Origin of the sequence: Serratia sp. CY76391 (assembly GCF_052166695.1) — a bacterium.
In the GTDB taxonomy this organism is placed as follows: Bacteria; Pseudomonadota; Gammaproteobacteria; order Enterobacterales; family Enterobacteriaceae; genus Serratia; species Serratia nematodiphila.
In genome coordinates this window covers 228670-245931 of the sequence record NZ_JBJNOJ010000007.1, presented here as the reverse complement: position 1 = coordinate 245931, position 17262 = coordinate 228670, and the positions used below count along the sequence as shown (strand labels likewise).

The following is a 17262-nucleotide window of genomic DNA, read 5'->3' as shown; positions in this document are numbered from 1 at the left end:
GCGGTGAGGACCGGGGAGGTTGTTACAAAGCGTGGCAGGCTAAAAACAGAGGCCCGGCAATATGCCGGGCCTCTGATGGTACGGAAGGTTTACACTTCCAGGTAGTTCATGATGCCGTCTGCCGCTTTGCGGCCTTCGGCGATCGCCGTCACTACCAGGTCAGATCCGCGCACTGCGTCACCACCGGCGAAGATTTTCGGGTTGCTGGTCTGGAACGCGTTGTCGCTGCCTTCCGGCGCCAGGATGCGGCCCTGTTTATCCAGCTGCACGTCGTGCGCCGCCAGCCAGTCCATGCGGTGTGGGCGGAAGCCGAACGCCATCACCACCGCATCCGCGTCGATCACGTGTTCGGAACCTGGTACCTGCTCCGCCGTCTGGCGGCCATTGGCATCCGGCGCGCCCAGCTGAGTGCGCACCATTTTCACTCCGGCCACGCGGCCGGCGCTGTTCAGTTCGATGCTCAGCGGCTGCAGGTTGAACTGGAAGTCCACCCCTTCTTCCCGGGCGTTCTTCACTTCGCGCTTGGAGCCCGGCATGTTGGCTTCGTCGCGGCGGTAGGCGCAGATGACCTGAGTTGCACCTTGACGCACCGAGGTACGCACGCAGTCCATGGCGGTATCGCCGCCGCCCAGCACCACCACCCGTTTGCCTTCCATGCTGATGTAAGGCTCGTGCTGCTCGGTTTCATACCCCATCAGCTGCTTGGTGTTGGCGATCAGGAACGGCAGCGCGTCGTACACGCCCTGCGCCTCCTCATTCTCCAGGCCGCCGCGCATCGACTGATAGGTGCCGACGCCGAGGAACACCGCATCGTACTCGCTCAGCAAGGTCTCCATGCTGACGTCTTTGCCCACTTCGGTGTTCAACTGGAACTCGATGCCCATCTCGCTGAAGATGCCGCGGCGTTTGACCATCACTTCCTTTTCCAGCTTGAAAGCCGGGATGCCGAAGGTCAGCAGGCCGCCGATCTCCGGATGACGATCGTATACGACCGCCTTGACGCCATTGCGGGTCAGCACGTCGGCGCAGGCCAGCCCGGCGGGGCCGGCACCGACGATCGCCACGCGCTTGCCGGTCGGCTGCACGTGCGACATGTCCGGCTTCCAGCCCATTTCGATGGCCTTATCGCTGATGTAGCGCTCGATATTGCCGATGGTGACCGCACCGAACTCGTCGTTCAGGGTACAGGAGCCTTCGCACAGGCGATCCTGCGGGCATACGCGGCCGCACACCTCCGGCAGGCTGTTGGTCTGATGCGCCAGGTCCGCCGCTTCCATGATGCGGCCTTCATTGGCCAGTTTCAGCCAGTTCGGGATGTAGTTGTGCACCGGGCACTTCCACTCGCAATACGGGTTGCCGCAGGACAGACAGCGATCCGCCTGGGCCTTGGCCTGGGTTTCCGAAAACGGTTCGTAGATCTCGACGAACTCGATTTTGCGGATCTTCAGCGGTTTCTTTGGCGGATCAACACGCTGCAGGTCGATAAATTGATAAACGTTCTGGCTCATTAATGACCTACCTCTTACTGCGCCTGCACCCGCAGCTCGGCTGCGGAACGGCTACGGTGACCCAACAGCGCTTTGACATCGCTGGACTTCGGTTTGACCAGGGCGAACTTCGGCGCCCACTCCGGCCAGTTGGCCAGGATCTCTTCCGCGCGGGAAGAGCCGGTCGCCTGCACGTGTTCGGTGATCAGGCCGCGCAGGTGCTCCTCATGGATCGCCAGCTGATCGACATCCAGCACTTCCACCAGCTCCGGGTTCACGCGCTTGCGGAACTCGCCGTCTTCGTCCAGCACGTAGGCGAAGCCGCCGGTCATGCCGGCACCGAAGTTGATGCCGGTTTTACCCAGCACGCAGACGATGCCGCCGGTCATGTATTCGCAGCCGTTGTCGCCGATGCCTTCCACCACGGTGATGGCGCCGGAGTTGCGCACCGCGAAACGTTCGCCCGCGCGGCCGGCGGCGAACAGTTTGCCACCGGTGGCACCGTACAGGCAGGTGTTGCCGACGATGCTGGCTTCATGGCTGCGGAAGGCGGAACCGATCGGCGGGCGCACCGCGATGCTGCCGCCGGCCATGCCTTTGCCGACATAGTCGTTGGCGTCGCCGGTCAGGGTCAGCTCGACGCCGCCGGCGTTCCAGACGCCGAAGCTCTGCCCGGCGGTGCCGGAGAAGTGCGCCTTGATCGGATCGCCTGCCATCCCCTGATCGCCGTGTACGTTGGCGATCGCGCCGGACAGCATGGCGCCCACGGAGCGGTCGGTGTTGCGAATGTCGAAGTAGAAGGTTTTACCCTGCTTCGCTTCGATGTACGGCTGCGCCTGCGCCAGCAACTCTTTGTTCAGCAGACCCTTGTCGAACGCCGGGTTGCTGCTTTCGGTACAGTACACCGCTTTGCCCGGATGCGGCGTGGCGGTTGTCAGCAACGGCGACAGATCCAGCTTGTTCTGCTTGGCGGAAATGCCGTCCAGCTCGGTCAGGAATTCGGTGCGGCCGATCAGATCCACCAGTTGGCTCACGCCCAGCTGGGCCATGATCTCGCGGGTCTCACGCGCGATAAACTGGAAGTAATTCGTCACGCGTTCCGGCAGGCCGTGGTAGTGATCGCGGCGCAGCTTGTCGTCCTGAGTCGCAACGCCGGTCGCGCAGTTGTTGAGGTGGCAGATGCGCAGATATTTACAGCCCAGCGCCACCATCGGCCCGGTGCCGAAGCCGAAGCTTTCCGCGCCCAGGATCGCCGCTTTGACGATGTCCACGCCGGTTTTCAGGCCGCCGTCCACCTGCAGGCGGATCTTGTGGCGCAGGCCGTTGGCCACCAGCGCCTGCTGGGTTTCCACCAGGCCCAGTTCCCATGGGCAGCCGGCATATTTCACCGAGGACAGCGGGCTGGCGCCGGTGCCGCCGTCGTAACCGGCGATGGTGATCAGATCGGCATAAGCTTTCGCCACGCCGGTGGCGATGGTGCCAACGCCCGGCTCGGACACCAGTTTCACCGAGATCACCGCCTTCGGGTTGACCTGCTTCAGATCGAAGATCAGCTGCGCCAGATCTTCGATCGAGTAGATGTCGTGGTGCGGCGGCGGGGAGATCAACGTCACGCCCGGCACCGAGTAACGCAGTCTGGCGATGTACGGGGTGACTTTGTCGCCCGGCAGCTGGCCGCCTTCGCCCGGCTTGGCGCCTTGGGCCACCTTAATCTGGATCACGTCGGCGTTCACCAGGTAGGCCGGCGTGACGCCGAAGCGGCCTGAGGCCACCTGTTTGATACGCGACACCTTGTTGGTGCGGTAGCGCGCCGGATCTTCGCCGCCTTCGCCGGAGTTGGAGAAGCCGCCGAGGCCGTTCATGGCGATCGCCAGTGATTCGTGCGCTTCCGGGCTCAGCGCGCCGATCGACATCGCCGCGGTGTCGAAGCGTTTGAACAGCGACTCCGCCGGCTCGACCTGATCGACCGGGATCGGTTCGCCTTTCGGCGTAATGGCCAGCAGATCGCGCAGCATGGCGACCGGCCGCTCGTTCACCAGCTTGGCGTAGGCCTGATAGTCGCTGTACTCGCCGCTGTGTACCGCTTTTTGCAGCGAGTTCACCACGTCCGGGTTGTAGGCATGGTATTCGCCGCCGTGCACGAACTTCAGCAGGCCGCCTTGCTCCAGCGGTTTGCGTTTCAGCCAGGCGCGCTTGGAGAGGTTCTGCAGATCCTGCTGGAAATCGCTGAAGCTGGCGCCGCCGATGCGGCTGACCACGCCCTGGAAGCACAGATCCGCCAGATCGCGGTGCAGGCCGACCGCTTCGAACAGCTTGGAACAGCGGTAAGAGGCGATGGTCGAGATGCCCATTTTGGACATGATCTTGTACAGGCCTTTGTTGATGCCGTTGCGGTAGTTCAGCATCACGTCGCGGTATTTCTTGTCGATCGCCTGGCTGTCCACCAGCTTGGCCAGGGTTTCATAGGCCAGATACGGGTAGATGGCGGTCGCGCCGAAGCCGAGCAGCACGGCGAAGTGGTGCGGATCGCGGGCGCTGGCGGTTTCAACGATCAGGTTGGCGTCGCAGCGCAGGCTTTTCTCCACCAGCCGGGTTTGCACGGCGCCAACGGCCATCGGGGCCGGTACCGGCAGGCGGCCGGGCGCGATGGCGCGGTCGGACAGCACCAACAGCACCGCGCCTTCGCGCACCTTGCGTTCCGCTTCGTCGCACAGGGCGCGAATGGTCTGCTCCAGATCCTGCTGTTGCGGATCGAAGGTCAGATCGAGCGTCTCGGCGCGATAGTATTCGCCTTCCAGCGTGGTGAGCTGTTTGAAATCGGAGTACAGCAGGATCGGCGATTTGAAGCTCAGGCGGTGCGCCTGGCCTTCGGCTTCGCAGAACACGTTCATTTCACGGCCGATGCTGGTGGCCAGCGACATGACGTGCGCTTCGCGCAGCGGATCGATCGGCGGGTTGGTGACCTGCGCGAACTGCTGGCGGAAGTAGTCGTAAACGATGCGCGGCCGGCTTGAAAGCACGGCGAACGGGGTATCGTCGCCCATCGAGCCGGTGGCTTCCTGGCCAATTTCGCCCAGCACGCGGATCACCTGATCCAGCTCTTCACTGCTGTAGCCGAACTGTTTCTGGTAGGTCTCGAGCTGCGCGTCGTCGAGCTCGCGGCTGCCGACCTGGTCGTCCGGCAGATCTTCGAACGGCACCAGACGTTTGACGTTTTTCTCCATCCACTCTTTATACGGATGGCGGCTTTTCAGATCGTTGTCGGTTTCCGCCGAGTGCAGGATGCGGCCGCTGCGGGTGTCGATCACCATCAGCTCGCCGGGGCCGACGCGGCCTTTTTCCACCACTTCATCCGGCTGGTAATCCCAGATGCCGACTTCGGAGGCGCAGGTGATCAGCTTGTCTTTGGTGATCACATAGCGCGCCGGGCGCAGGCCGTTGCGATCGAGGTTACAGGCGGCGTAGCGGCCGTCGGACATCACGATGCCGGCCGGGCCGTCCCACGGCTCCATGTGCATCGAGTTGAAGTCGAAGAAGGCGCGCAGATCGCCGTCCATGTCCGGGTTGTTCTGCCAGGCCGGCGGTACCAGCAAGCGCATGGCGCGGATGAGATCCATCCCGCCCGCCAGCAGCAGCTCCAGCATGTTGTCCAGTGAACTGGAGTCGGAGCCGGTTTCGTTGACGAACGGCGCGGCGGCCTGCAGATCCGGGATCAGCGGCGTTTGGAATTTATAGGTACGGGCGCGCGCCCACTGGCGGTTGCCGGTGATGGTGTTGATTTCGCCGTTGTGCGCCAGGTAGCGGAACGGCTGAGCCAGCGGCCAGCGCGGCACGGTGTTGGTGGAAAAGCGCTGGTGGAACAGGCAAATGGCCGATTCCAGGCGCAGGTCCGCCAGATCGAGATAGAAGCGCGGCAGATCCGCAGGCATGCACAGGCCTTTATAGATCGTCACCAGGTTGGAGAAGCTGCAGACGTAGAAACTGTCATCCTGCACGCGTTTCTCTATGCGGCGGCGCGCCACGAACAGGCGGCGCTCCATATCGCGCGGGCGCCAGCCGGCCGGGGCGTTAACGAAGATTTGCTCGATGCGCGGCAGGGAGGAGAGGGCGATTTCACCCAGCACGTCCGGGTTGGTCGGCACTTCGCGCCAGCCGACGATCGACAGCGTTTCGTTTTGCAGCTCTTCTTCCACGATGCGGCGGCTGAGGCGCGCTTCCTCTTCATTCTGGCTGAGGAACATCATGCCGACGGCGTAGTTTTTGGCCAAACGCCAGCCGCGCTCTTCCGCCACCATGCGGAAGAAGCGATCGGGTTTTTGCAGCAACAGGCCGCAGCCGTCGCCGGTCTTGCCGTCGGCGAGGATCGCGCCGCGGTGCTGCATGCGGGCCAGCGCGTGAATGGCGGTGCGCACCACCTTGTGGCTAGGTTCGCCTTCTATGTGGGCGATCAGGCCGAAACCACAGTTGTCCCTCTCTTGGGATTTATCGTACAACATATCGTGAACCTCCCCAGGCTCTGCGTGACTCTCACAACCTACTGCGAGGGGGCTTCCCAATTTCAGGCAGAAGTCCAATCAGCAAGTTAACCCCGCCAATCTGCTTTTCCGCCCTCCATCAATGGCCTCTCGTGACGGTCTCACAAGTGGTATAGGACTTGTTTTAAGAGGGAGTCTTCAATTACTGCATAAATATGACGAGACGTTTGCCCGTCCAGAAAGCTTCCAGCGGACTTCCAACTTAGCGAGAAAGAATTCGCAGGTCAAATGTGGGCTTAAGATAGATTCTTATCGAATTGATGATGTTTATTTATTTGAAAAATAAGTATTTTAATGCATTTTTGCACTATCATGGGGCAACGCCGATCCACTCAGAAGTGTGAGCTGTCTCACTATAGTGCAACCCCTTAATCTCTGCACCATGCTAGTGCGAGGGGTAATGCCAGAATTTTATTCTATAAGATATTGCTTGGCTGATGTTTATGACTATTTTTCACCGTGTTGTCATATTGCCGTTAACGGTTGCGTGACGATTAGAATAATTCATCAGAATTATAGTGAATTGATTTGCATTTATGGTGAATAGTTATGCCTGGTGGCGCCTTGCGGGGAAAGCGTTGATCTCTGTCATCGCGGGAAAAACCGTTTCTTATTAGCATCGCGGCTTTGAACACAGAGAACCACCAAGATTATGCAGTTGCCGCAATTAGTCAATATGTTTGGCGCGGATCTCCAGCGCCGCTATGGCGAAAAGATCCATAAACTCACGCTGCACGGCGGATTCGGCTGCCCTAACCGCGACGGCACGTTGGGGCGCGGCGGCTGTACGTTCTGCAACGTCGCCTCGTTCGCCGATGAGGCGATGCAGTGGCAGAGCATCGCCGAACAGCTGGCGCAGCAGGCCGCGCGGGTCGACCGGGCGCGGCGCTATCTGGCCTATTTCCAGGCCTATACCAGCACCTATGCGGAGGTTGAACGGCTGGAGGCGATGTATCGGCAGGCGTTGGCGCAGAGCGCCATGGTCGGCCTGTGCGTCGGCACCCGGCCGGACTGCGTGCCAGCCGCCGCGCTGGATCTGCTGACGGGATACCGCGAGCAAGGCTATGAGGTGTGGCTGGAGCTGGGGCTGCAGACGGCGCACGATAAAACACTGAAGCGCATCAACCGCGGCCATGATTTTCGCTGTTATCAGCAGACTGCGCGGCTGGCCCGGCAGCGCGGGCTGAAGGTGTGCTGCCATCTGATCGTCGGGCTACCGGGAGAAACCCAGCGCGATCATCTGCTCACGCTGCAGCGGGTGACGGAGACCGGCGTCGACGGCATCAAGCTGCACCCGCTGCACGTCGTCACCGGCAGTATCCTGGCGCGGGCGTGGCAGGCCGGGCGGTTGCCCGAACTGGCGCTGGAGGATTATGCCGCCAGCGCCGGGGAGATGATCCGCCATACGCCGGGCGAGGTGGTGTACCACCGTCTTTCCGCCAGCGCCCGGCGGCCGACGCTGCTGGCGCCGCTGTGGTGCGAAAACCGCTGGAGCGGCATGCAGGCGGTCGGCACTTATCTGCAACGGCACGGCGGGCAGGGCAGCGCGCTGGATGCCGCCTTGCGTTATTTACCAACGTTATAACCGCAGGTTGGCGCGTACCTCCGCGCGTGCGCGTTGCAGGTCGGCCTGCAGCTGCGGGTTCGCCAGCAGCCGTGCGGCGAGCGCCGTCGCTGCCAGCTTGCCGCCTTCCAGATCGCTCGGGTAGTGGACGCCGGCAATGACCCGACTTTGCGCATTGCTTGCCGCCCGTTCAAACAGCGCGCTGCGTTTTTCCGGCACCATCTGCGCCAGCAGGATCGCCGTCAGGTAGCTGTCCATCGCGTGCCCGCTGGGGTAGGAGTCGCCTTCCGGCGGCGGCAGCAGAGGTTTTACGCGGCTGTCGGCCTCATAGGGGCGCGGGCGACTATAGAAGGCTTTGGCGGGCATCAGGCTTTGCTCAAAGTCCTGATAAACCCTGCGGAACAGGGCAGCGGTGAGCGGATGGCGATCGACGGTGAACGTCGGGCCGAAAATATCGCGGGCAAAGGGAAAGGCGGCGTCTTCCAGATGATCATCCCGCTTGGCCTTGGCGATCTGTTCCGCAGTACGGCTAGCCTGTATGGTCAGCACCGCCTGCAGATCCGCCCGATTCTGCGGCGTAGCTGTTGAAGGCGGCGGCGGCAACAGCGTGGCGATTTGCCGTTGTTCCTCATTCAAATAGCCGGCCACGGCGGTAGCGGCCTTCAGGGGAAAGATGACGGTCAGCGACAGGACGAACAGGGTAGTGCGATAGATGGTTAACATGGTTAGTCCTCACATCAAAGAAATGAGGAAGCCTGCCGGGCTGGCCACAACGCTGCTGCCGGTGAAAGTAAACCGCGGGATAAAATCCTTTCCCTTACTTCAAGCCACAGGGCTTCGCTATCCGTGTCTGATAAAGCAAGCGTCATGCACGGTGCATCATTAATATATTAATAAAATGGCATTCTCAAGCGGCCTGGGTGTGGGGTGAATTACATAAAAAATCTTTTAGTTACAATTGATTAATCCCTAAGTATGAGCGGAATGATCAACGTGTTTGTTCACGGTGCCGGCGGCAATGAGCTGCCCGTCGCATGCCAGACGCCGCTATTTTCCGTTAGCAGGACTTGACTCTCAGACACGACGGAAAAATTTACGGTATGATTCAAAAGATTGTGTCTGATGGGAGCCGCTATGAAGCAAATCCGGGTGTTGGCCCAGTACTACGTTGATTTAATGGTGAAACTGGGGTTGGTGCGCTTCTCGCTACTGCTGGCCTCGGCGCTGGTGGTGCTGGCGATGGTGGTGCAGATGGCGGTGACCATGCTGCTGCGTGGCGAAGTGGAAAGCATCGACGTGGTGCGTTCGATCTTCTTCGGCCTGTTGATCACCCCGTGGGCGGTCTATTTTCTCTCGGTGGTGGTGGAACAGTTGGAAGAGTCGCGCCAACGGCTGGCGCGGCTGGTGGACAAGCTCGAAGAGATGCGCCACCGCGATCTGGAGCTCAATCAGCAGCTCAAAGACAATATCAGCCAGCTGAATCAGGAGATCGCCGACCGTATCAAGGCGGAAGAAGAGCGCCTGCAGGTGATGGAAAAGCTGACGGAAGAGATGGAACAGCGCGAGCAGGCGCAGATTGAGCTGGGCCAGCAATCGGCGCTGTTGCGTTCCTTCCTCGATGCCTCGCCGGATCTGGTCTACTACCGCAACGAAGACAAAGAATTTTCCGGCTGCAACCGCGCGATGGAGCTGCTGACCGGCAAGAGCGAGAAGCAATTGATCGGCCTGACGCCGTTCGACGTCTACGGCCAGGAGATCGCTGAAAAGGTTATTGAGACCGACGAGAAAGTGTTCCGCCACAACGTTTCGCTGACCTACGAACAGTGGCTGGTGTATCCCGACGGCCGCAAGGCCTGTTTCGAGCTGCGCAAGGTGCCGTTTTACGACCGGGTGGGCAAACGCCACGGGCTGATGGGCTTTGGCCGCGATATTACCGAGCGTAAGCGCTACCAGGACGCGCTGGAGAACGCCAGCAGGGAGAAGACTACCTTTATCTCCACCATCAGCCACGAGCTGCGTACGCCGCTTAACGGCATCGTCGGCCTGAGCCGCATTCTGCTCGATACCGAGCTGAACGACGAGCAGCTGAAATACCTGAAGACCATCCACGTCAGCGCCATCACCCTCGGCAATATCTTCAACGACATTATCGAAATGGACAAGCTCGAGCGGCGCAAGGTGCAGCTCGACAACCAGCCGGTGGACTTCACCGGTTTCCTGGCGGATTTGGAGAACCTCTCGGGCCTGCTGGCGCAGCCGAAAGGGCTGCAGTTCGTCATGGAGCCGCAGACGCCGCTGCCGCAGCAGATCGTGACCGACGGCACCCGCCTGCGGCAGATCCTGTGGAATCTGATCGGCAACGCGGTGAAATTTACCCAGCAGGGGCAAATTGTGGTGCGCGTGCGGCGCGAGGCGCAGGAGAAGCTGGTGTTCGAAGTGGAAGACTCGGGCATGGGCATCCCGCAGGACGAGCAGGACAAGATCTTCGCCATGTATTACCAGGTGAAAGATCAGCGCGGCGGCCGCCCGGCCACCGGCACCGGCATCGGGCTGGCGGTCTCCAAGCGGCTGGCGCAGAGCATGGGCGGCGACATCACCGTGCGCAGCGAACAAGGGCACGGTTCTTGCTTCACTTTGACCATCAAGGCGCCGGCGGTGCAGGAAGCCGTCAGCGCGGCGCCGGAGGAAGAGGCGCTGCCGTTGCCGGCGCTGCACATCTTGCTGGTGGAAGATATCGAACTGAACGTGATCGTGGCGCGCTCGGTGCTGGAGAAGCTGGGCAACAGCGTCGACGTGGCGATGAACGGCCACGACGCGCTGGCGATGTTCGATCCGGACGAGTTCGATCTGGTGCTGCTGGACATCCAACTGCCGGACATGACCGGGCTGGACATCGCCCGGGCGCTGCGCGAGCGCTATGCCGGGCAGGCGCTGCCGCCGCTGGTGGCCCTGACCGCCAACGTGCTGAAAGACAAAAAAGAGTATCTCGAGGCGGGCATGGACGATGTGCTGAGCAAGCCGCTGTCGGTGCCGGCGCTGACCAAGGTCATCAAACACTATTGGGATCATCAACCTTCTCACACTTCAAAGAAAACGGAGCACAAGGCGATGCAGATTAATGAGTCGTTACTCGATACCGCGATGCTGGAACAGTACATGGATCTGGTTGGCCCGCAGCTGATCCACCAAAGTCTGGAGATGTTCGAACAGATGATGCCGGGCTATCTGGCGGTGCTGGACTCCAACATGACGGCGCGCGATCAGAAAGGCATCACTGAGGAAGGGCATAAGATCAAGGGCGCCGCCGGTTCGGTCGGTCTGCGCCATCTGCAGCAGTTGGCGCAGCAGATTCAAACGCCGACGCTGCCGGCCTGGTGGGATAACGTGCAGGATTGGGTGGATGAGCTGAAACAAGAGTGGCGCAACGATGTGCAGGTACTGCGGGCTTGGGTTGAGAACGCTGAAAAAAAATGACCCCGACCTAAGCCGGGGTGCGCGAATATTGCGCCAACACCAGGGAAATTGTGAACCTGCGTATTGGTTTCAGTGTTCTGGTCGAGCAGGTTGTTGCGAATTCCTAAACATCATACAGCCAACAACATAGCAAATGTAAGCGCTCTTGTTAGAAGATTCATTAAAATGTGTGATGTAGATTAGTGTTTGTCAACTCCGAGCACGAACCAGTTGACAGCAGCGACAGGAGTAAGAGTGATGAAAAAGGTGGGTGTAGTCCTCAGCGGCAGCGGCGTTTATGACGGTACGGAGATCCATGAAGCGGTGCTGACGCTGCTGGCGTTGGATCGTGCCGGCGCCCAGGCGGTGTGCTTTGCGCCTGATAAACCACAACGCCATGTTATTAATCACTTATCTGGTGAGGAGATGGCGGAGTCGCGCAATGTTCTGATTGAATCGGCGCGCATTGCCCGCGGTGCGGTGCAGCCGCTGGCGCTGGCGGAGGCCGCGCAGCTGGATGCGCTGATCGTGCCCGGCGGCTTTGGCGCCGCCAAGAACCTCAGCAATTTCGCCGAAGCCGGCGCGGAATGTTGGGTCGATGAAGATTTGGCGCGCCTGACGCGCGAGATGCATAAGGCCAACAAACCAATTGGCCTGATGTGCATCGCGCCGGCGCTGTTGCCGAAACTGCTGGATCAACAAGCGCGGCTGACCATTGGCAACGATCCGGATCTGGGGGAAGTGATTGACGCCATGGGCGGCGAACCGGTGATTTGCCCGGTGGACGACATCGTGGTGGACAGCGAACATAAGATCGTGACCACGCCGGCCTATATGCTGGCGCCGTCTATCGCGCAGGCGGCCCTGGGCATCGATAAGCTGGTGGCGCGGGTGCTGGAACTGGCTGAATGAGAAAATCGCTCGTCGGATGGCGGCGGCTGCGCCCGTGGTATTGGCTGAAGCGCGGCGTCATCGCGATTATCGGCCTGTGGGTGTTGGGCATTGTGCTCTTCGCCTTCCTGCCGGTGCCGTTTTCCGCCGTGATGGTGGAACGGCAGGTCAGCGCCTGGCTGAGCGGCGACTTCGGCTATGTCGCCCATTCGGACTGGGTGTCGATGGACGACATCTCGCCGCAAATGGCGCTGGCGGTGATGGCGGCGGAAGATCAGAAATTTCCAGACCATTGGGGCTTCGACGTGGCGGCCATTGAAAAGGCGCTCAGCCACAACGAGAAGCGCCCGACGCGCATCCGTGGCGCGTCCACGCTGTCGCAGCAAACCGCCAAGAACCTGTTTTTGTGGGATGGCCGCAGCTGGCTGCGCAAAGGATTGGAGGCCGGGCTGACGTCCGGCATCGAATTGGTGTGGACCAAGCGGCGCATTCTGACGGTGTACCTGAACATCGTCGAGTTCGGCGATGGGGTGTTCGGCGTGGAAGAGGCTTCACAGCGCTTTTTCCATAAGCCGGCCAAGCGCCTGAGCGCGGCCGAAGCGGCGCTGCTGGCGGCGGTATTGCCGAATCCGCATCGCTTCAGGGCCGATGCGCCGTCCGGCTATGTGGTGCAGCGTCAACAGTGGATCATGCGGCAGATGCGGCAACTGGGCGGGGAAGCGTTTTTACGCGAGAACAAGCTGGATTAAACGGGCGGGAACGGCACGGTGCCGCTCCCGCCAGGCGGATTATTTCACGTAGGTAAAGGCGGTCGTGACGTGTTTCACGCCGCTGACCTGGCTGGCGATCTGCGCCGCCGACTGCCCTTCCTGCTGCGTGACCAGGCCCAGCAAGAACACTTCGCCGTTTTCGGTGGTGACCTTCACGTTGGACGATTTCACCGTATCGCTGGTGAGCAGCTGCGAACGCACCTTGGTGGTGATCCAGGTGTCGGAGGACGCGGTGCTCAGGCTGACCGGCGTGCCCTGACGGATTTCGTTATACACTTCGCTCGTGCCTTCCACGCCCATGGCGATCTGCTTGGCGCGCGCGGTGAGATCGGCGTTAGGCGACTGGCCGGTCAACAGCACCTTGCCCTGATAGGCGGTGGCGACCACCCGGGCCTCTTTCTTCAACTGCTGGTCTTTGCTCAGGGCGCTTTCGACCCTGGCTTCCAGCGTGCCGTCATCCACCTGGGTCCCTACGCTGCGCGGGTCGGTGGCGGTTTTGGTGGCGACGGCCGCACTGCCGACGACGACGCCGGCGATACAGCCTTGCAACAGCAGGGCGCTGGACAGCACTGCAAATGTGGCTTTTAGCTTCATCTCAGTTCCTTAATCGTCCTGGTGGGGGAATAACGTATTGTCTATCAGGTCGCACAGGCAGTTTACGGTCAGCATATGCATTTCCTGAATGCGCGAGCTGCGGTGCGACGGGATGCGGATTTCGACATCCTGCTGGCCGAGCAGCCCGGCCAGCTCGCCGCCGTCGTAGCCGGTAAGTGCGACGATGGTCATATCGCGCGTCACGGCCGCCTCGACCGCTTTCACAATATCACGGCTATTGCCGCGGGTGGAAATCGCCAGCAGCACGTCGCCGGTGTGCCCGAGCGCACGCACCTGCTTGGCGTACACTTCGTCGTGCAGCCGATCGTTGCTGATTGCCGTCAGCACCACGTTGTCGGCGTTGAGAGCGATGGCCGGCAGGCTGGGGCGCTCGGTTTCAAAACGGTTGATCATGCTGGCGGCGAAGTGCTGCGCGTTGGCGGCCGAGGTGCCGTTGCCGCAGCACAGGATTTTGTTGCCGTTGAGTAAGGATTGAACCAGCGTCATCGCAGCGCGGGAAATGGCGTCCGGCAGTGCTTCCGCCGCCGCGATCTGGGTTTGGATGCTTTCGGTGAAACAGACTTTAATTCTATCCAGCACGTTGTATTAATCCACTAAGTCAAAGGGCCGGTCTGCGCCGCAAAACCCCGATTAATCCGCATTGAAGGCGTTGGGTATCCATTCTAACTGGCTACCGGTAATGGCCAAAACATCAAAACGGCAAGATGATGTGTCAAAACTGGCTCCGCGCCCCGCCAGCCAGACGGCGGCGGCGTGCAGCAACCGCTGTTGTTTGCGAAAGGTGACGCTGGCGGCCGCGCCGCCGAAGGCGTCGTTGCGGCGATAGCGCACTTCGACGAACACCCAGGTGGTGCCGTCGCGCATGATGAGGTCGAGCTCACCGCCGCGCACCGCGACGTTGGCGGCGCAGAAGGTGAGCCCGGCGTGTTCCAGGTGACGGCGGGCCAGTAACTCATAGCCCGCCCCTGAGGCGCGTGGGTTCAAGAGACTGGAACGACCGTACCCTGACGGTATTGCAGCCAAGGCAGCTTACGGTTGATCACGCAGTTCGGCGACGCGCTCAGCGTACCGGTGGTGCCGGAAACCTGGAAGCCCGGCAGCTGGCGCATTTCAGCAAAGTGGTTGGCCAATGTCCAGGCATCCATCCCCATCGCATACAGGCGCACCAGCGAGTAGTCGTTGCGGAAACGCGCGCTGGCCTGCTGCAGCAGCTGAGGGTTTGAGCCGGCCAGCAGCGGAATATCGCTGAACTGCAGCCCTTCCATTTCCAGACGGAAGTCCGGGCCGGCGCCGGCCTGGTAGCTGCGCGAGCTGGCGTACATCGCCGGCTTGCCGCGCGAGCTGGTGGCCATGTCGATCATCGGTTTGATCAGCGTCAGCTGAGACTGCGTGGCGACGATGTACACCGCGTCGACGCTGCCGCCGGTGGCGGCGGGCACGTCGCTCGGCGGCGCAGGAATGGTCAGCCCGGCGATGGTGACGCTCTGCGGCGCCGGGGCGCTCGACATCGGCGTACCGGTCATGCGGATACCGCCGCTGTTCACCATCTGGCGCAGCTCGCCGGCGGAGCCGATGTCCTGGCGGAGCACGGTTTGCCCGCCTTGCTTCTGCCATTCCTGGTTAAAGGCCCTGGCGACGCGATCGCCGAAGGCGCCGCGCGGCACCAGCAGCAGCGGTTGACGCTTCTGCTGTTCCCAGATGTGGCGGGCGGCGTCGCGGGCTTCATCTTCCGGCGACAGGGCGAAGTAACAGATGTTCAGGTTGTCCTTCGGCGTTTCGGGCTGGTTGAGCGCCAGCACGTTCAGCGTGGTGGTGCTGGCGGACAACTGATCGACGTTCTCTTTCAGCAGCGGCCCGACCACCAGAGTGGCGCCATCCTGCTGCGCCTGGCTCAGCAAGGCGGCCAGCGGCTGGCTGGTGGTGTCGTACACTTTGACCTGCGCGTTGGCGGCCTGCAGCGGCGTTATCGGCGCGCTGGACGGCGCAGCGGGTTGCGCGGCGGTGACGGCAGGCTGGCTCTCTTGCGCCGAAGGGCTGACCGCGCCGTTGGCGTTGATGTCACCCGTAGCGGCCTGATCGGCCGGCGCCGTTTGAGCCGGCGTGCTGGCCGGTTGCGCGGCTTGAGGCTGCGGCGCCGGCATGGAACCGCCGTTTTTCGCCGCTTCGAAGCCTTGCTGGATGGCGTCGGCGAACACTTTCGCCTGGCCGTTCAACGGCAGCAGCAGGGCGATTTTCGAGGTGGAGGCCTGGGTGAAGTTCATCACCTGATTCAGGCGAGCCGGCAGCGTTTTGGCCGCCGGGTTCTTCGGATAACGGTTCTGCCAGTCTTTGATGCCGGCCTTCAGCAGATCGGGATCCTGCTTGTTGTCCTGATAAACGCGCAGCAGATCCAGCCAGCCTTGCAGCACGTTCTCGTCGGCGTTGATCACCAGGCTGTTCATCTCCTGCGGCGTCAGCTGCAGCAGGGCCTGCCAGGTTTGATCCAGGTTGTCTTGGTGCGCCTTGCCGGTCAGCAGCGGCTCCTGGGCGATATAGGCGCGGATCAATGGCAGCGACGCTTTGCCCTGATTGGCGGCGATCTGCGCCTGGTAGTAGCGCACCTTCTGATTCGGCGACAGCGCACCGCTGTCCAGGTGGCCCAGCGTGCTGCGGGCGCTGACGTAGCTCTTGTTGGCGATCTGCAGTTCGGCGGTCAGCAACTGGCGTTCAGTCTGCTGCGCGCCGCTGAGGTTTTTCGGCAGCTGGTTCAACTGGTCGCCGGCCTGTGGCAGTTTTCCTTCACGCAGCAAGGCGCGAATAGCAAGTAATTGCCAGTCAGCCTTGTTATCATCGCTGCTTTGCTGCAACTGCTGCAGGTAGTAATCGGAGCTGGCGCTCGCTTCGTCCTGTATATTGGCGGGCGGCGTTTGCGGGGCCCGACTTGGACAGCCCGCCAGGAAAAGGGCGGCGGCGATGACTGCGGTCAGTCGGACAGGCTTGGAACGCCCTGCTTTGGTACGAACGAATGTTGAGGAAAGCATACTGTATCCAGTGATGTTTTTTTCAAGATGCTCAATATTAAATCGGCAACCCGGATGAAACAATGAATCAACACCAACAATCAGTCATTTCTGCATCAACGCTGTATGTGGTGCCCACCCCCATCGGCAATCTGGGCGATATTACCCACCGTGCGTTAGAGGTACTGAAAAGCGTTGATCTGATCGCGGCGGAAGACACGCGCCATACCGGATTGCTGCTGCAACACTTCGCGATCAACGCGCGTCTGTTCGCGCTGCACGATCACAACGAACAGCAAAAGGCCGATCAGCTGCTGGCGAAACTGCAGGAAGGCCAGAGCATCGCGCTGGTTTCCGACGCCGGCACGCCGCTGATCAACGATCCCGGTTATCACCTGGTGCGCCGCTGCCGCGAGGCCGGCATTCGCGTGGTGCCGCTGCCGGGTGCCTGCGCCGCCACCACCGCGCTGTGCGCCGCGGGCGTCGCCTCCGACCGTTTCTGCTACGAAGGTTTTCTGCCGGCGAAAACCAAGGGGCGCAAGGATACGCTGATGGCGCTGGCGGAGGAACCGCGTACGCTGATTTTCTACGAATCCACCCACCGCCTGTTGGAAAGCCTGCAGGACATGGTCACCGTCTGGGGCCCGCAGCGCTATGTGGTGCTGGCGCGCGAGCTGACCAAAACCTGGGAATCCATCCACGGCGCGCCGGTGGGCGAGCTGCTGGCGTGGGTGCAGGAAGATGAAGTGCGCCGCCGCGGCGAAATGGTGCTGATCGTCGAGGGCCACAAGGCGCAGGAGGATGTGCTGCCGCTTGAGGCGCTGCGCACGCTGGCGCTGCTGCAAAAAGAGTTGCCGTTGAAAAAGGCGGCGGCGCTGGCGGCGGAAATCCACGGCGTGAAGAAAAATGCGCTGTATAAGCACGCGCTGGAGCAACAACAGCCGTAAA

The 17262-nt window shown here is 61.4% G+C and carries 12 protein-coding genes; 5 read left to right on the top strand and 7 right to left on the bottom strand.

Features of this window, described 5'->3' with window-relative positions; translation table 11 throughout:
- Positions 1-89: 89 nt before the first annotated feature.
- Positions 90-1508, bottom strand: a complete 1419-nt coding sequence (locus ACJ8PN_RS14435) for a glutamate synthase small subunit (RefSeq protein WP_171454810.1) — start codon at positions 1506-1508, stop codon at positions 90-92.
- Positions 1509-1522: 14 nt separating this feature from the next.
- Positions 1523-5983, bottom strand: coding sequence for a glutamate synthase large subunit (gltB, locus tag ACJ8PN_RS14430; RefSeq protein WP_015379169.1), 4461 nt, complete (start codon positions 5981-5983; stop codon positions 1523-1525).
- Between the two features lie 691 nt (positions 5984-6674).
- Between gltB and ACJ8PN_RS14425 the strand changes: the two genes are divergently transcribed.
- Positions 6675-7607: a TIGR01212 family radical SAM protein gene (locus ACJ8PN_RS14425; protein WP_171454809.1), complete on the top strand. Its 933-nt coding sequence runs from the start codon at positions 6675-6677 to the stop codon at positions 7605-7607.
- Here ACJ8PN_RS14425 and ACJ8PN_RS14420 read toward each other — a convergent pair.
- On the bottom strand, positions 7602-8309 hold the full coding sequence (locus tag ACJ8PN_RS14420) for an acid phosphatase (RefSeq protein ID WP_049189095.1): 708 nt from the start codon (positions 8307-8309) through the stop codon (positions 7602-7604). The genes ACJ8PN_RS14425 and ACJ8PN_RS14420 overlap by 6 nt on opposite strands.
- Positions 8310-8720: 411 nt before the next feature.
- Between ACJ8PN_RS14420 and arcB the strand changes: the two genes are divergently transcribed.
- The 3 genes from arcB (at position 8721) to mtgA (ending at position 12679) form a co-directional block, all read left to right on the top strand.
- Positions 8721-11060: an aerobic respiration two-component sensor histidine kinase ArcB gene (gene arcB, locus ACJ8PN_RS14415; RefSeq protein WP_015379167.1), complete on the top strand. Its 2340-nt coding sequence runs from the start codon at positions 8721-8723 to the stop codon at positions 11058-11060.
- 237 nt (positions 11061-11297) lie between these two features.
- A complete protein-coding gene (gene elbB, locus ACJ8PN_RS14410; RefSeq protein ID WP_131165433.1) occupies positions 11298-11951 on the top strand; it encodes an isoprenoid biosynthesis glyoxalase ElbB in 654 nt (217 codons plus the stop codon).
- A complete protein-coding gene (gene mtgA, locus ACJ8PN_RS14405) occupies positions 11948-12679 on the top strand; it encodes a monofunctional biosynthetic peptidoglycan transglycosylase (protein ID WP_004937100.1) in 732 nt (243 codons plus the stop codon). The genes elbB and mtgA overlap by 4 nt, the downstream gene beginning before the upstream one ends.
- Before the next feature lie 39 nt (positions 12680-12718).
- Here the strand turns inward: mtgA and dolP are convergent, their stop codons facing one another.
- Genes dolP through ACJ8PN_RS14385 form a run of 4 tightly spaced genes read right to left on the bottom strand, consistent with a single transcriptional unit; the run spans position 12719 to position 16335 of the window.
- On the bottom strand, positions 12719-13294 hold the full coding sequence (gene dolP / locus ACJ8PN_RS14400) for a division/outer membrane stress-associated lipid-binding lipoprotein (protein ID WP_171454806.1): 576 nt from the start codon (positions 13292-13294) through the stop codon (positions 12719-12721).
- A gap of 9 nt (positions 13295-13303) precedes the next feature.
- Positions 13304-13894: a DnaA initiator-associating protein DiaA gene (diaA, locus tag ACJ8PN_RS14395; protein WP_004937103.1), complete on the bottom strand. Its 591-nt coding sequence runs from the start codon at positions 13892-13894 to the stop codon at positions 13304-13306.
- A 51-nt stretch (positions 13895-13945) separates the two neighbouring features.
- Positions 13946-14299 carry a YraN family protein gene (locus ACJ8PN_RS14390; protein WP_015379164.1) on the bottom strand — a complete coding sequence of 118 codons (354 nt, stop codon included), beginning with the start codon at positions 14297-14299 and terminating at the stop codon, positions 13946-13948.
- Positions 14296-16335, bottom strand: a complete 2040-nt coding sequence (locus ACJ8PN_RS14385; protein ID WP_442535022.1) for a penicillin-binding protein activator — start codon at positions 16333-16335, stop codon at positions 14296-14298. Before ACJ8PN_RS14385 ends, ACJ8PN_RS14390 begins: the two co-directional genes overlap by 4 nt.
- A 62-nt stretch (positions 16336-16397) precedes the next feature.
- Here ACJ8PN_RS14385 and rsmI point away from each other — a divergent pair, with 62 nt between their 5' ends.
- Positions 16398-17261 (top strand): 16S rRNA (cytidine(1402)-2'-O)-methyltransferase, encoded by an 864-nt coding sequence (gene rsmI / locus ACJ8PN_RS14380; protein ID WP_047729796.1) that lies wholly within the window; start codon positions 16398-16400, stop codon positions 17259-17261.
- Position 17262: the final 1 nt, after the last annotated feature.

What these genes read in the sequence shown, in the direction of transcription:
- ACJ8PN_RS14435 (WP_171454810.1), bottom strand. Translation starts at nt 1,508, where the DNA reads ATGAGCCAGAACGTTTATCAATTTATCGACCTGCAGCGTGTTGATCCG.
- gltB (WP_015379169.1), bottom strand. Translation starts at nt 5,983, where the DNA reads ATGTTGTACGATAAATCCCAAGAGAGGGACAACTGTGGTTTCGGCCTG.
- ACJ8PN_RS14425 (WP_171454809.1), top strand. Translation starts at nt 6,675, where the DNA reads ATGCAGTTGCCGCAATTAGTCAATATGTTTGGCGCGGATCTCCAGCGC.
- ACJ8PN_RS14420 (WP_049189095.1), bottom strand. Translation starts at nt 8,309, where the DNA reads ATGTTAACCATCTATCGCACTACCCTGTTCGTCCTGTCGCTGACCGTC.
- arcB (WP_015379167.1), top strand. Translation starts at nt 8,721, where the DNA reads ATGAAGCAAATCCGGGTGTTGGCCCAGTACTACGTTGATTTAATGGTG.
- elbB (WP_131165433.1), top strand. Translation starts at nt 11,298, where the DNA reads ATGAAAAAGGTGGGTGTAGTCCTCAGCGGCAGCGGCGTTTATGACGGT.
- mtgA (WP_004937100.1), top strand. Translation starts at nt 11,948, where the DNA reads ATGAGAAAATCGCTCGTCGGATGGCGGCGGCTGCGCCCGTGGTATTGG.
- dolP (WP_171454806.1), bottom strand. Translation starts at nt 13,294, where the DNA reads ATGAAGCTAAAAGCCACATTTGCAGTGCTGTCCAGCGCCCTGCTGTTG.
- ACJ8PN_RS14385 (WP_442535022.1), bottom strand. Translation starts at nt 16,335, where the DNA reads ATGCTTTCCTCAACATTCGTTCGTACCAAAGCAGGGCGTTCCAAGCCT.
- rsmI (WP_047729796.1), top strand. Translation starts at nt 16,398, where the DNA reads ATGAATCAACACCAACAATCAGTCATTTCTGCATCAACGCTGTATGTG.